The sequence below is a fragment of the Myxococcota bacterium genome (assembly GCA_039030075.1).
In the GTDB taxonomy this organism is placed as follows: domain Bacteria; phylum Myxococcota_A; class UBA9160; order UBA9160; family SMWR01; genus JAHEJV01.
In genome coordinates, this window is record JBCCEW010000023.1 from 13637 (window position 1) to 26428 (window position 12792).

Genomic DNA, 12792 nt, shown 5'->3' on the forward strand with positions numbered 1-12792 from the left:
CGCCGGCTTTGCGGCGTCGCGCGGGCAGCGTCAAGCTCGGCCCTGTGACCCCCGTTCGCGCCACGCCGCTGTGCCTCGGCCTGGGCCTGGCCTGCCTGTTCGCGTGTGCGGGCGCGCCAAAGCTCCCGCCGTGCGGACTCGACCCGGCGCGCTTCCCGGGGCGAGTGGGCGAGGTCCGGGTGACGCGGGTCGACAGCCTCGCCGGCGAGCGGGGAGAGCGGGCCCGGGCCCGAGTGGAGCAGGCCGCGCGCGACTGGCTCGAACACTGGGAGCGCTGGGACCCGGCCAGCGAGGTGACGGTGGCCGTCGAGCTCCGAGATCTCCGCCTGCGCGGATCCCTCACGACCTGGCTGTTCTCGGCGGTCGCCCCGCCGGATCGACTTCGGGCCGGGGTCGAGACGAGCGAAGGCGGCAACCGGGAGCGCTGGCCCGAGCTCACCGTCGAGAGCGGGCTCTCCGGCTTCTCCTGGCGGGACCCGGAAGCCCGGTCGGAACGTCTGGCCCGCCGTCTCGGACGGCGCGTCGCCGAACTGTCGCTTGCCGGTGCAGGAACCGGCAGCCCGCCCCCGCAAACGGGGTCGCTGCCGCGGACTTCGGGGGCTGGCGAAACGGCCGCCGGGGGGTGCCTCTAGCTCGGGCACCGGCCCGCCGATACGTCCTCGAGCAGCGGAGGATGCGGCGATGGCCGAGCAGCCCGAACGCAAACACGCGATCTTCAAGGTCAAGGCCGAGGGAAAGACGCGACTGGTGGTCTTCGACACCCAGGATCTGTCGCTGGGGCGCGCCCCGGAGAACGACCTGGCGATCGACGACATCGAGATGTCGCGGAAGCACGCCCTGTTCGTGCGCGAAGCCCAGGAAACGCGGGTGCGCGATCTCGGAACCTCGAACGGAACCGAAGTGAACGGCACGACGGTGCCGGAAGCCGCACTGCAGCACGGCGACACGATTCGGATCGGCGAAGTCGAGATCACCTATGCCGAGACGGCGCGCAACCCGGCGACGCTCGGCACGGCGCTCGAGTACGCATCCCAGCTGAAGGGCTTCTCGAACCCGATGGCGGGCGGCGACGGCGAGGCGACGATGCTGGGCCTCGGCGGTGGGGGCGAGGGCGAAGACCTCGACATCCGGCCGGCCGGAGACTTCGAATACGACCTCCACGACATGAGCGCCCCCGGCGACGCGCCGCGCGATCTCGACGCGGATCTCGCGAGCCTCGGGGACAGCCTCGAGTTCGATGGACCCGCGGCCCAGCCGGCCGCCGACGAGGTCTGGGACCTCGATGACGACGTTCCGGCGAAGCCGGCACCCACGGGAACGACGACGCTGACCCTCGAGATCGACGGCCTCGACGGCGACCTGCGTCGCGTGGTCGAGGGTTTGGCTGGGAAGGTGCTGTCGCTGCCGCAGCTGCGGATCCGCATCAAGAGCGACGACCTCGACTAGTCACGCGGCGCAGCGGTCGGTCGCGATGTCGCCGACCGGCGCGATCCCGATCTGAACCGCGATCGCGTCAGTCTGCGTCGGACTTCGAGAGCAGCTCGACCAGGCGGTCGCGCAGCGCATGACCGGTCGCGTCGGTCCGTGACACCGGGAGCCAGCCGCGCTCGACGAGCGGGGCCAGCTCCGCCTCATCGTCGTGGAGCGCGAGCACGGGCAGGCCCAGCGGAAGCTCCGGCGGCAGTGCGTCGGCAAACGCATCGGCGACCAACAGCGCATCGAACTCTTCCCCGTGCGCGGCCAACGCCGACACCAGGGCCTCGCGGTCACGGGCTTCGATCACGTCGACGTGGGCCGACCCGAGCTGGATCGCCGCGTCTCGGCGCAGCGCGTCGTCGGGCTCGGCCACGAGCAAGAGCGCCTTCGCGCTGCGCGAAGGCCCGTCCGGAGCGATCGGCAGGGCGACGCGAAAACAGGTCCCGCGACCCGGCTGACTCCGGACATCGATGGCACCGCGGTGCCCCTGCACCAGGCCGAGCACCGCGGAGAGTCCCAACCCGTGGCCCGAGTGTTTCGTCGAGTAGAAGGGTTCGAAGATGCGTTCGCGGGTGCTCGCGTTCATGCCCGCGCCGTCGTCTTCGACTTCGAGGCAGGCGAAGTCGCCCCCGCCGAGTTCCTCGCCTCCGAGCCAGCCGGCGAGTTCGAGGGCCGGCAGACGCTGGCGCCGGGTGCGGACCGTGATGCGTCCGGCGCCATCGCGGATCGCGTCGGCGGCGTTCATCACCAGGTTCATCAGGACGCGCTCGAGCTGGACGAGGTCGGCGCGCACCGGGAGCCGCACGTCGGCCAGGTCGAACTGCAGCTCGACGTGTCGCGGTACCGCCGCCTGCATGAGATCGCGGAGCGATTCGGTCTGCTGCGAGAGGTCGACCCGCCGCACCTCGGGCGCGCGCCGGCCAGCGTAGTCGAGCAGCTGTTTCACCAGTCGGGCCGCGCGATCGGCGGCCTCCTCGGCGTCTCCGAGCGCATCCTGGCGTTCGGGGACGTCGAGCTCACTGCGCCGCGCGAAACGCACGCTGCTCGAGATCACGGCGAGCAGGTTGTTGAAGTCGTGGGCGATGCCGCCGGCGAGGACACCGAGGCTCTCGAGACGTCGGGCTTCCTGCAGCTGGAGTTCGAGTCGCTCCTGCTCGAAGCGGGAACGCTCGAGGTCGGTGACGTCTCGCACGATGCACTGGAACGCCAGCGCGCCTTCGTAGCGGGTGAGGTTTCCGGCTCCCTGCACGTGGCGCTCTTCGCCGTCGAGGCCGCGAATCCGCAGATCGATCGTGCGGGGCGCTCGTTTGGGATCGCTCGAGCGCGTGAAGTAGTCGCGCACCGTCGCGATCGCTTCGGGACTCAGCAGGTTCTGGAGCGGCGTTCCGCGCAGCTCCTCGGGACTGCGCGCGCCGCAGATGCGCGCGGCGGCGGGGTTCGCGTAGACGATGGCCTCGGCCTGGGTCACCACGATGGCGAGGGGCGTCTTCTCGACGAGGTCGCGGTAGCGCTGCTCGCTCTCGCGCACCCGCTGCTCCGCCTCCATGCGTTCGGTGACGTCGCGCGCGATCGTCATGTGGTGCTGGCGCCCGTCGGCCTGGGGGATGGCGTGGAGCAAGAGGTCGATCCAGCACCAGCGTCCGTCGGCGCGGGCCGAACGGTAGGTGGCCCGGGCGCTCGAAGCGGTGCCCTGCACGACCCGACCGAACATGTTCTCGACGCGGGTGCGATCTTCCGGATGAACCGCCGTGTAGGCGTCTGCGGGCAGATCCGCGGCGTTGTAGCCCATGACCTGGCGGACCCGATCGTTGGCGAACAGCACGCGCCCGGAGGCGTCGTACTCGACGATCATGTCGTGGGAGTTCTCGACGATGCGCTCGAAGCGTTCGCGGTGTTCCCGGAGACGCAGCTCGGCGCGACGCAGTCGGGTGGAATCCTGGGAGAAGACCAGCAGGCGCCGTTCGCCCGCTTCGTCGTCGAGGGGTAGCACCATCGCGTCGAGCCAACGGTCGCCGCTCGCTCCCTGGTGGGGCACCGCGACGCGCTGAGGCACGCCGCTGTCGAGCACCTGTTGGAACGCGTCCGTCAGCGACGCGCGATCTTCCGCGTCGAGCGCGTCCAGCAGGTAGGTCTCTCCGACGGACGTGTCTTCGTGGCCCGGCGAGAGATAGACACTGCGGAAGCTGCGGTCGAGCTCGGCCACGCGCCCGACACCCGCTTGCGCGAGTGCGCGGAAGCGAATCGCATCGGCTGTGGCGGGATCGCTCACGGGTGCCTTCCGGTTCGCGTGGGACAGGGACCCTCCGTTCCCCTTGGAACGCCGGGCGCTTCCCCTGCTGTTTCGACCCTCCCGACCCGCGCCTTGACCCGAGTGGGCCAGGTCTGGCCGGGGGCCTCGCGCGGTGAGACCCCCGGCCCTGGGCCGTCCGGGTTTCCCTGGACGGCCTAGAGCGCTGGCAACCCCTTGAACGCCTTCTGCCAGCCCACCGTGATGGACCAGTCGGTCTCGAGCTGGGGCCCGTTCAGCCACTCGTAGGCGGGGAACCCGCCCTCGACGGCGAAACGATGGGTGCCGAGCGGACCGAGCGGGATGGCGAGGTTGACGCCGGCGAAGAGCTCGAGGCGTCGCCCACCGCGCCGGTTCGGGTCGGCCGTCGGTACCAGGTTGGGGTTCAACAGATCGTCGCGACCCACGACGTTCCCGAACGCCGAGTAGCCGACGCGCGCCGACGTCGAGAACCAGTCCGTCCACGGGACCGCCGCCCAGGCGGTGCCGTCGATCCGGTTGCCGAGCCGGTAGCCGAGCGAGTTGCGCCCGGTCCGGATGGTGGCGATCCCCTGCAGCCCCCAGGACAGCCACGACACCCTGCCGGTGTAGGTCGCGCCCGGCATGAGGTCCCAGGTGCCCGACCCGATCTGCATCGGGTAGGGCAGGCGGCCCCGGTTGAGCGGCGCGGGCAGCGTGTCCTTCCGGCGGATGTTGCCCGTCGGGATCGAGACCCCGGCGTTCAGGTGCAGGTGGTGCATCTCGTCGTCGAAGAGGGTGATCAAGGCCCCTGCGCGGACGTCTCCGATGCGCTCGTTGTTCGTGCGGAAGCGACGACCGTCCCGGCGCAGGTGATCCATCGACAGGCGCACGAAGGGCAGCATGCCCATCAGCGTGATGCGGTCGTGGGGCGCGTACATCGCCCCCACCATGTGCATCTCCATGTCCATGTCGGTCGGCACCACCAGGAACCGGCCGGGACGACCCGGCGTCCCGATCACGCTCGGGATGCTGTCGTGGCGCGTGCTGGAGCGGTTGCCGTCCATGCGCATCCGCATCCAGCGGTAGGAGAACATCACCTCGCCCGCAGCGTGGGTGTGGTCGCCCATCACGCCGATCGGTGCGTGGCCATCGGGGCGCGTGTGGTTGTTCGTGTGGTCTTCGCTCGCCAGGGCGGGCCACCCGATCGCGGTGAAGCCCAGGAAGAGCGCGAGCCAGCGGCCCGCGGACGCACGTCGGGTGCGTCTTTCGATTCGTTCGTGCATCGAAAAGAATGCTCCTCGCGTTCCCGGCACGCGGGAACGCGCAGGCGTCCGCGCGCGCGCGAACGCAATCCGTCTTTCGCAGGCGCGTCGCGCCTGTCCTGCTGCGTGTCTGCCGGTGCGCGCCCCCGGGTTCGGGAGAGCACCGGGGGTCGCCGGCGGGCTAGATCGGGACCGGGTCCGGAGCCAGGAAGACGGCGGGTGCGACGGCCGGCAGCGGCGTCGCTCCAGAGGGCGGAACCGCAGCCGCTACGCGGTCGAGACCCGGACTGGGCAGCGCAGGGCCGAGTCGTGCGGCAAAGCCGCCGGGCGCGGGCCCGGTTCCGCAGCCGCAGCCGCAGCGCGCGACGACCCGGTGGGGCGGTTCGTCGGTGTCGCGGACCTCGGGCGTTTCAGGGGGGTCCGCGGGAGCGGCGTGGGCGTGGTGCGCAGCGTGATCGTGGGGCTCGCCGTGGCCGTGCTTCGCGGCCGGGGGCGGTGTCGACTTCGCGGGCGCGTGTCCGTGGTGTCCGCCGTGCGCCGCGTGGTGGGCCGTCGGGTGCGGATGTTCGCCCGATGCGCTCGCAGCCGGCGGCGACGCGGGCGTGTCCGGGCTCGGGCAGGGCAGCGCCGCCGCGCTCGTGTGCACGAGCACCAGGAAGAGGGCGAGGCCTGCGCGGGGGGTCATCACGGACGGGGCGCAGCGTAGGGGAGGGGCGGGAGCCGGACCAGCGCCCCCCGGGTCGGGCTTCGCTAGCGTCTGGACCCCGTGTCGACTCCCCCTCGGCAGATCCGGCGCCGCGCCCGAACCGCCACGCGCTGCGTCCTTCTCCTCCTGGTCGCCAGCACCGGGTGGGTGCTCCCGGCCCAGGCCCATCGGCTGGCGCCGAGCTTGTTGACCCTCGAGTCGGCAGGGGAAGGCCAGTACGACGTCCTCTTCAAGACGCCGAGCCAGCGTCCCACCGGTGTCGAGATCGTCCCCGCGCTGCCGGACCACTGTGCGCCGCTCTCCCAGCCCGAGTTCTCCACCGAGGCGACGGGCATCGTGTTGCGCTGGCGTGTCGACTGCGGCACGTCCGGGCTGGTTGGCAGCACCCTCGCGGTGCGCGGTCTGGCCGAGTCGGGCACCAACGCGCTGATCCGCGTGGTGTTGCCCCAAGGGCGCCGCGTGCAGGCCGTGTTGCATGCCGACGCCGACGAGCTCGTCGTGCCCGAGCGACCGTCGGCCTGGCGCGTGTTCCAGGACTACCTGTGGCTCGGCGCGGAGCACATTGCCGGCGGCTTCGATCATCTGCTCTTCGTGTTCGGTCTGCTGCTGCTCGCGAACGGGGCGCGCAGCCTGGTGGCGACGGTCACCGCGTTCACATTGGGGCACAGCGTCACCCTGTCGCTCGCCGCCCTCGGGTTCGTGCGGTTCCCGAGCGCTCCGATCGAGGTGATCATCGCGCTGACGATCCTGGTGCTGGCCCTCGAACTCGCTCGCACCCCGCCGAAGGACGATGCGCTGCTGCGCCAACGGCCCTGGGCGGTGTCGTTCGGTTTCGGCCTGCTCCACGGGTTCGGCTTCGCCGGCGCCCTCTCCGAGGTCGGCCTGCCCGAGGCCGAGATCCCGATGGCGCTCTTCTCGTTCAACGTCGGCATCGAAATCGGCCAGCTGGTGTTCGTGGGCGTCGTGCTTACGCTCGGTTGGCTGTTCGCGCGGGTCTGGAAGGAATGGCCACCCTGGCTGCTGCGGGTACCGGTGATGGCGATGGGTGGGTTGGCGTTCTATTGGTGTCTCGACCGAGGCCTGGGGCTCTTTGCCGGCGGTTTCTGAAGCCGCCGTTCCGGGTTCCGGGGCGCGTCGGCGCGACGACAGGAGGATCGGATGAGCGATCGCGTAGAGAAGTCGGATGCGGAGTGGCGGGAGCAACTCAGTGCCGATCAGTACGAGGTGTGTCGTCGCAAGGGCACCGAACGTCCCTTCACGGGCAAGTATTGGGACTGTCACGACGACGGTGTGTATCGCTGTGCTTGTTGCGGCGCCGAGCTCTTCGATGCGGGGACCAAGTTCGACTCGGGGACGGGCTGGCCCAGCTTCTGGGAGCCGATCGCGGAGGGGCGCATCCGCACGGAGGAGGACCGCTCGCTCGGCATGCTGCGCATCGAGGTGCTCTGCGCGCGCTGCGACGCCCACCTCGGCCACGTGTTCCCCGACGGTCCGAAGCCCACGGGGGACCGCTACTGCATGAACTCGGCGGCCCTCGACCTCGCCCAGCGCGAGACGAAATGACCGCGGCACGACTCCGTGGGGCCCGGCTCGGTCTCGGTGCCCTGGTGCTCGTGTTGGCGATCGCAGCGGAAGGGCGGGCCGCCGGCTTCGACCCCTTCGCCGATGCGGCGCGCTACGAGTTTCGGTACCAGGTCGATCTCTCGAAGATCGAGTCGGAAGCCGACGAAGAGATCCGTCTCTGGCTGCCGCTTCCGGCGAAGACGCCCGACCAGCAGGTTCTCGAGGAGGAACTCGCTTCCTCGATCCCCTACACCGAGACGGTCGACGCGCTGGGCAACCGCATGGTGCACCTCCGCTGGACCGGGCGTGCCGCGGAAGGCGCGCGCTTCGAGTTGCGGACCGTCGTGTCGCGGCGCCCGTCGCGCGGTCTCGCGCGTGATGCCGCCAAGCCGGGGAGTCCCGACGATCCCGCGCGCCACCTGGCGCCGACCCGCAAGATTCCCCTCGACGGTTTGATCGCCCAGCTCGGGGCGCAGGAGAGCCGAGGCCTCGACACGGACCGGGCGCGGATCCGGTCGTTCTACGACTACGTCGTGCGCAACCTGCGCTACGCGAAACACGGCGATGGCTGGGGTCAGGGCGACGCGATCTGGGCGTGCACCGAGAAGTACGGCAACTGCACCGACTTCCACTCGCTCTTCCTGGGGATGGCGCGGAGCCAGGGCATCTCGGCGCGCTTCCATATCGGATTTCCGATCCCCGCGAACCAGATGGCGGGCGAGATCGGCGGCTACCACTGCTGGGCCGATGCCTGGGACCCCGCCTACGGCTGGCTGCCCTTCGATGCCAGCGAGGCCTGGAAGGCGAAGCGCTTCGACGCCTACTTCGGAACCCTGCCGAGCGATCGCATCGGGTTCACGACGGGTCGCGATCTCGTGCTCGAACCCGCCCAGGCCGGTCCCCCGCTCAACTATTTCGTCTACCCGTACGCCGAACGCAGCGGCGTCCCCGTCGAGAAGGTGTCGGCGCACTTTTCGTTCCAGCGGCTCGGCGTCGCGTCCGCGCGTGGGCCCGCGGCCACCGACGCCCGCCCAACGCCCTGACTTCCTCCTTCGCTCCGGCTCCCCGACTTTCCTGACTTCCCGGATTCTCCAGACATCCCGGAACTTCCAGACATCTTCCTGACGCGCCCGCTACGCCCGAGAGGAGACTCCCGTGATCCCCGACCGTCGTCTTCGTCCGTTCCTGACGCTGCTGGTCGCCGCCGCCCTGGGTTCCTTCGGCTGCGGCGGGCCCTTTCTGCTCTTTCCCGGAGGTGCGCTCTCGGGCGAGGTCGTCGAGGAGCCGGTCGAGAGCTGGGAATTCGTCGACACGACCTTCATCGACATCGAGACACGACCCGAGGATCCCTACTCGGTCACGCTCAACTACACCCAGCAGGACGGCCAGCTCTACATCGATCCGGCCGAGGGGCGCGAGTGGCTGAACCACATCCGCGAGGATCCGGCGCTGCGCGTACGCGTCGGGGATCGCTTGTATCCGGTGCGCGCGGTACTCGTCGCGGAGCCGGGTCACACGCTCGAAGGCTTCGACACGACGCGGTTCATCTACCGCCTCGAGTCACGGACGCCCTGACACCCGGTGGGTTTCGAGGCGGTTCCTACGGACGACTCCCTCGTCGATCCGCTGCCGGTCGAGCCGCTCGCGCTCGTGGCACGCTGGTTCGCCGAGGCGCGTGAACGGTCGGGCCAGCAGAACCCTGATGCGATGACGATCGCGACCGTCGACGACGACGGGTCGCCCCAGGCGCGGGTGGTCTTGTGCCGCGGTTTCGACGCCGAAGCCGGGGTCTTCACGTTCTACACGAACCGACAGAGCGCGAAGGGTCGGGAGCTCGCGGGACAGCCCCGTGCCACGGCCGTCTTCTATTGGGACTCCCTGTCCCGACAGCTGCGGGTGTCGGGAGCGATTGGCCTCGCGGCGGACGAGGTCTCCGACGCCTACTTCGCCGGGCGTCCGCGCGCTTCGCAGATCGCGGCCTGGGCCAGTCAGCAGAGCGCGCCGGTGGCATCGCGGGACGCCTTGCTGCATGCGCTCGACGAAACGGCGGCTCGCTTTGGCGGGCTCGAAGGCGAGACCCCGGTGCCGCGACCGCCGCATTGGGGCGGCTACTGCCTCCACGCCGAGCGCGTCGAGTGCTGGGTGGGATCCCGGGGGCGTGCGCACGATCGTGCGCGCTGGCAGCGTGAACCGGACGGGACGTCCTGGTCCGTCGAACGTCTCCAGCCCTGAACCCCATGGTAGGCTCGCCGCGGGAGGTCTGTTCGTGAGCGCACGCGCGATCGATTGCTGGGTGAACACGAGCATTGGGGGTGGCGAGAACGCGCCCCCCGAGTTCTTGCAGCGGGTCAACGACGACTACTTCAAGCGCGACGACGACGACTTCTTCCGGACCTATGGCCTCGACGAACTCATCGAGACGATGGACCGGGCCGGGGTGGAGAAGGCGATTCTCACGACGTCGGCCGCCTCACCGGAGGGGTTCGCCACCCGCTACGCAAAAGAGCGACCGGACCGTTTCGCGCTCTCGTGCATGCTCGACCCGAGCCAGCCAATGGAGGCGGTGCGGCACCTCGAGCGCTGCGTCGGCGAGTACGGGGCGATCCTGGCGCGAATCGTCCCGTTCGGAATCGACGTTCCGCCGGGAGATCGGATCTACTACCCGGTCTACACACGCTGCATCGATCTCGGGATTCCGATCAGCATCAACACCGGCATTCCAGGGCCGCCGGCGCCCGGCGAATGTCAGCGGCCGATGCACCTCGACCACGTGTGTCTCCATTTCCCGGAGCTGGTGCTGATCATGGCCCACGGGGCCGATCCCTGGTGGGGCGAGGCCTGCCGGCTGATGCTCAAGTATCCGAACCTCTACCTGATGACGTCGGCCTACTTGCCGCGCTACTTCCCGCCCGAGTTCCTGCATTTCATGAATACCCGCGGCAAGCACAAGGTGATGTACGCCTCGGACCACCCGGCGATCGCGATGGATCGCTGTCTCGAATCGGCGCGCGAGCTCGACCTGCGGCCTGGCGTTCTCGAGCGCTACCTCTACGACAACGCCAACGACGTGCTCTTCCAGGGGAAGGGGTGAGCGACCTCTCGCCGGGGGCACGCGTCGCCAGCTTCGGTCACGCGCTGCGCGGCATCGCGACCCTGATCGTCGGCGAGCCCCATGCCTGGTTCCACGCTGTCGCCACGGTCGCGGTGGTCGGCGTGGGCGTCTGGTTCGACGTTTCGTCGGGGGAGTGGGCCTGGCTCGCGCTGGCGATCGGACTGGTGTGGGTGGCCGAGGCGTTCAACACGGCCCTCGAGGCCCTGGCGGACGTGCTCCACCCGGGACACCACGACGGGGTCGGCCGCGCGAAGGACCTGGCGGCAGGGGCCGTGCTCCTGGCGGCGTTCACGTCGGTCGCGATCGCGGGCTTCGTGTTCGTTCCGCGGGTGCTCGATCTCTGGTGGCGCTAGTCGCCTGAGGTCTCCTCGAACCCCCGGTCGCGCGGCGGTTCGGTGTACGCTGGGCGTGCGCGTTGCGCGCGCGTCTCGCACGCAGCTGGAGGGGAACGCATGGGACTCGTCGTCGCTCTCGCCTGGGCCCTCACTCTGCTCCTCGCCTTCGCCGGGTTGGGAGCGACCCTCGGCACGCTGATCGAGGGGCTCGATCGCTCCCAGATCTCCTGGGCCCCGATCCTCGCCACTGCAGCCTCGTTGCTCGTGGCGTTGGCGCTCACCGTGCACTGGGTGCGAACGCGTGACGCCGGTGGCGGCACCTCTCGGCCGTCGGGGCGGCGGCGCTTCCTGCTCGGCGCGCTCGCCGGAGGCGGTGGCGTGGCGGCCACCGGGCTCGCCGTCTTCGCACGCAATTTCGACTGGTTCGACACGACCATCAAGAATCTCTTCGTCGCCATTCCGCCCAAGAAGTCGCCGGTCTACGACGACCGCTGGGCCGGCGCCGAGGTGCAGTCCTATCGAAGGCTCGGGCGCACCGAGGCCATGGTGAGCGACATCTCGCTGGGTTCGGGAAGCTCGACGGGGGGCCGCCAGGGGTGGGAGGTGGCCCGTGAAGCGATCGACCGCGGCATCAACTACTTCGACACGGCGCCCGACTACTCGGGATCGGGCTCCGAGCTCGCGCTCGGCAAGGCGATGCAGGGCGTGCGTGACAAGATGTTCCTGGCGACGAAGTTCTGCCGACCGACGGGGCATCTCCCGGTCGGCTCGAGCGTCGACGCGTACATCGAGGCGGTGAACGGCAGCCTGCAACGGCTCCAGACCGACTACGTCGACCTCATCCACGTCCACTCGTGCAACAGCGTCGAGCGCTTGATGGACGAGAACGCCCACGAGGCCTTCGATCGCCTGCGCGAGCAGGGGAAGGCGCGCTTCCTCGGCGTGTCGACCCACACGCCGCGTCTCGAGACCGTCGCCAACGCCGCGATCGACAGCGGGCGCTTCGACGTCCTGATGCTCGCCTACCACCACGGTGCCTGGCCCGGGCTCGAGGCCGTGATCGACCGCGCCGCGCGCGAAGACGTGGGCGTCGTCGCGATGAAGACGCTGCGCGGTGGGAAGCACCAGGGGCTCCTGTGGTCACGCGACGAGCGGGACTCGTTCACCCAGGCGTCCTTCAAGTGGGTGCTCTCGAACCCCAGCGTGTCGTGCCTGGTGATCTCGCTCTGGGAGACGCGCCAGCTCGACGAGTTCCTGACCGCGTCGGGGACGTCCCTCCGGCCCCAGGATCTCGCGGTGCTCGAGCGCTACGCCGAGCTGATCGCGGGCACCCAGTGTCGCCCGCACTGCGACGTGTGCCTCTCCTCCTGCCCCGAGCAGCGGCCGATCGACGACATCCTGCGCTACCGGATGTACTTCGAGAACTTCGGCGCTGAGAAGGAAGCGATGCGCTTGTACGCCGGGCTCGAACGCCAGGCCGACGCGTGCGCGGGCTGCGCGGCTCCCTGCCTGGGGAGCTGCCCCGACGGTATCGACATCGCCGATCGCATGCGCGGGGCTCACGAGCTGCTGCGGCTCGCCTGAGGGAGCCGGCGACCTCGGCGGTCGTCACGAACTCCGTGTCGGGACCTGAGTGGTCATCGGGACTTCAGTGGTCATCGACCCCGAACATCGTCTTCTCGTAGCGGTCGGCCGTTTCGGCGAGATAGCGCAAGCACGCGCGGATCTCGGGTGCGTCGGCCTCGGCCGCACGCAGCGTGTCGACGATCACGAGTTCATTGTCGTGGAGGGCCATGGCGCCATGGGGCAGCTTGAAGCTGAGGCGCAGTCCGTCGGTGAGTCGCACCGGGTCGATGTGTTTCGCCGGCCCGATCACCGAGAACACCCGCAACATCTCGGTCTGGTCGAAGCGGAACTCCTGCACCCGGACGAGCTGTCGACGCCCATCCTCGAACTTCAGCTCCACCTGATCCGCAGAGAGTCCCCATCCCTCGCTCTGGCAGACCTCGGCGAGAAGGGCGCGGAAGGATTCGTAACTCGACATGCAGCGTCTCCTGTTGGGTGCAGGCGCGAGGGTAACGAAAGCCGCG

14 protein-coding genes are annotated in these 12792 nt (G+C 69.8%); 10 read left to right on the plus strand and 4 right to left on the minus strand.

What is annotated here, in order from left to right:
* The first annotated feature begins 44 nt into the window (after positions 1 to 44).
* Together AAF430_20600 and AAF430_20605 are read left to right on the plus strand one after the other, a co-directional pair.
* Positions 45 to 632 carry a hypothetical protein gene (locus AAF430_20600; GenBank protein ID MEM7412643.1) on the plus strand — a complete coding sequence of 196 codons (588 nt, stop codon included), beginning with the start codon at positions 45 to 47 and terminating at the stop codon, positions 630 to 632.
* A gap of 49 nt (positions 633 to 681) precedes the next feature.
* The gene (locus tag AAF430_20605; protein MEM7412644.1) at positions 682 to 1446 is read left to right on the plus strand and encodes an FHA domain-containing protein; all 765 of its coding nucleotides are present in this window, start codon (positions 682 to 684) and stop codon (positions 1444 to 1446) included.
* Positions 1447 to 1513: 67 nt separating this feature from the next.
* Here AAF430_20605 and AAF430_20610 read toward each other — a convergent pair whose 3' ends face one another.
* The 3 genes from AAF430_20610 to AAF430_20620 form a co-directional block, all read right to left on the minus strand.
* Positions 1514 to 3745: a PAS domain S-box protein gene (locus tag AAF430_20610; GenBank protein ID MEM7412645.1), complete on the minus strand. Its 2232-nt coding sequence runs from the start codon at positions 3743 to 3745 to the stop codon at positions 1514 to 1516.
* Positions 3746 to 3921: 176 nt separating this feature from the next.
* Positions 3922 to 5007, minus strand: a complete 1086-nt coding sequence (locus AAF430_20615; GenBank protein MEM7412646.1) for a transporter — start codon at positions 5005 to 5007, stop codon at positions 3922 to 3924.
* A gap of 160 nt (positions 5008 to 5167) precedes the next feature.
* Positions 5168 to 5674, minus strand: a complete 507-nt coding sequence (locus AAF430_20620) for a hypothetical protein (protein ID MEM7412647.1) — start codon at positions 5672 to 5674, stop codon at positions 5168 to 5170.
* Positions 5675 to 5752: 78 nt separating this feature from the next.
* Between AAF430_20620 and AAF430_20625 the strand changes: the two genes are divergently transcribed.
* From AAF430_20625 to AAF430_20660, 8 genes are all read left to right on the plus strand, one after another.
* On the plus strand, positions 5753 to 6799 hold the full coding sequence (locus AAF430_20625) for a HupE/UreJ family protein (protein ID MEM7412648.1): 1047 nt from the start codon (positions 5753 to 5755) through the stop codon (positions 6797 to 6799).
* A gap of 51 nt (positions 6800 to 6850) precedes the next feature.
* Positions 6851 to 7255 (plus strand): peptide-methionine (R)-S-oxide reductase MsrB, encoded by a 405-nt coding sequence (gene msrB, locus AAF430_20630; GenBank protein MEM7412649.1) that lies wholly within the window; start codon positions 6851 to 6853, stop codon positions 7253 to 7255.
* Entirely contained in the window at positions 7252 to 8298 is a 1047-nt protein-coding gene (locus AAF430_20635; protein ID MEM7412650.1) for a transglutaminase domain-containing protein, read from the plus strand. The genes msrB and AAF430_20635 overlap by 4 nt, the downstream gene beginning before the upstream one ends.
* A gap of 112 nt (positions 8299 to 8410) precedes the next feature.
* Complete coding sequence (locus AAF430_20640) at positions 8411 to 8830, plus strand: hypothetical protein (protein ID MEM7412651.1); 420 nt, start codon at positions 8411 to 8413, stop codon at positions 8828 to 8830.
* Between the two features lie 6 nt (positions 8831 to 8836).
* The gene (pdxH, locus tag AAF430_20645; GenBank protein ID MEM7412652.1) at positions 8837 to 9487 is read left to right on the plus strand and encodes a pyridoxamine 5'-phosphate oxidase; all 651 of its coding nucleotides are present in this window, start codon (positions 8837 to 8839) and stop codon (positions 9485 to 9487) included.
* A gap of 34 nt (positions 9488 to 9521) precedes the next feature.
* Positions 9522 to 10346: an amidohydrolase family protein gene (locus AAF430_20650; protein ID MEM7412653.1), complete on the plus strand. Its 825-nt coding sequence runs from the start codon at positions 9522 to 9524 to the stop codon at positions 10344 to 10346.
* Complete coding sequence (locus AAF430_20655) at positions 10343 to 10720, plus strand: diacylglycerol kinase family protein (protein ID MEM7412654.1); 378 nt, start codon at positions 10343 to 10345, stop codon at positions 10718 to 10720. The genes AAF430_20650 and AAF430_20655 overlap by 4 nt, the downstream gene beginning before the upstream one ends.
* A 99-nt stretch (positions 10721 to 10819) precedes the next feature.
* A complete protein-coding gene (locus tag AAF430_20660) occupies positions 10820 to 12286 on the plus strand; it encodes an aldo/keto reductase (GenBank protein MEM7412655.1) in 1467 nt (488 codons plus the stop codon).
* A gap of 64 nt (positions 12287 to 12350) precedes the next feature.
* Here the strand turns inward: AAF430_20660 and AAF430_20665 are convergent, their stop codons facing one another.
* Positions 12351 to 12746 (minus strand): hypothetical protein, encoded by a 396-nt coding sequence (locus AAF430_20665; GenBank protein ID MEM7412656.1) that lies wholly within the window; start codon positions 12744 to 12746, stop codon positions 12351 to 12353.
* Between the last annotated feature and the right edge of the window lie 46 nt (positions 12747 to 12792).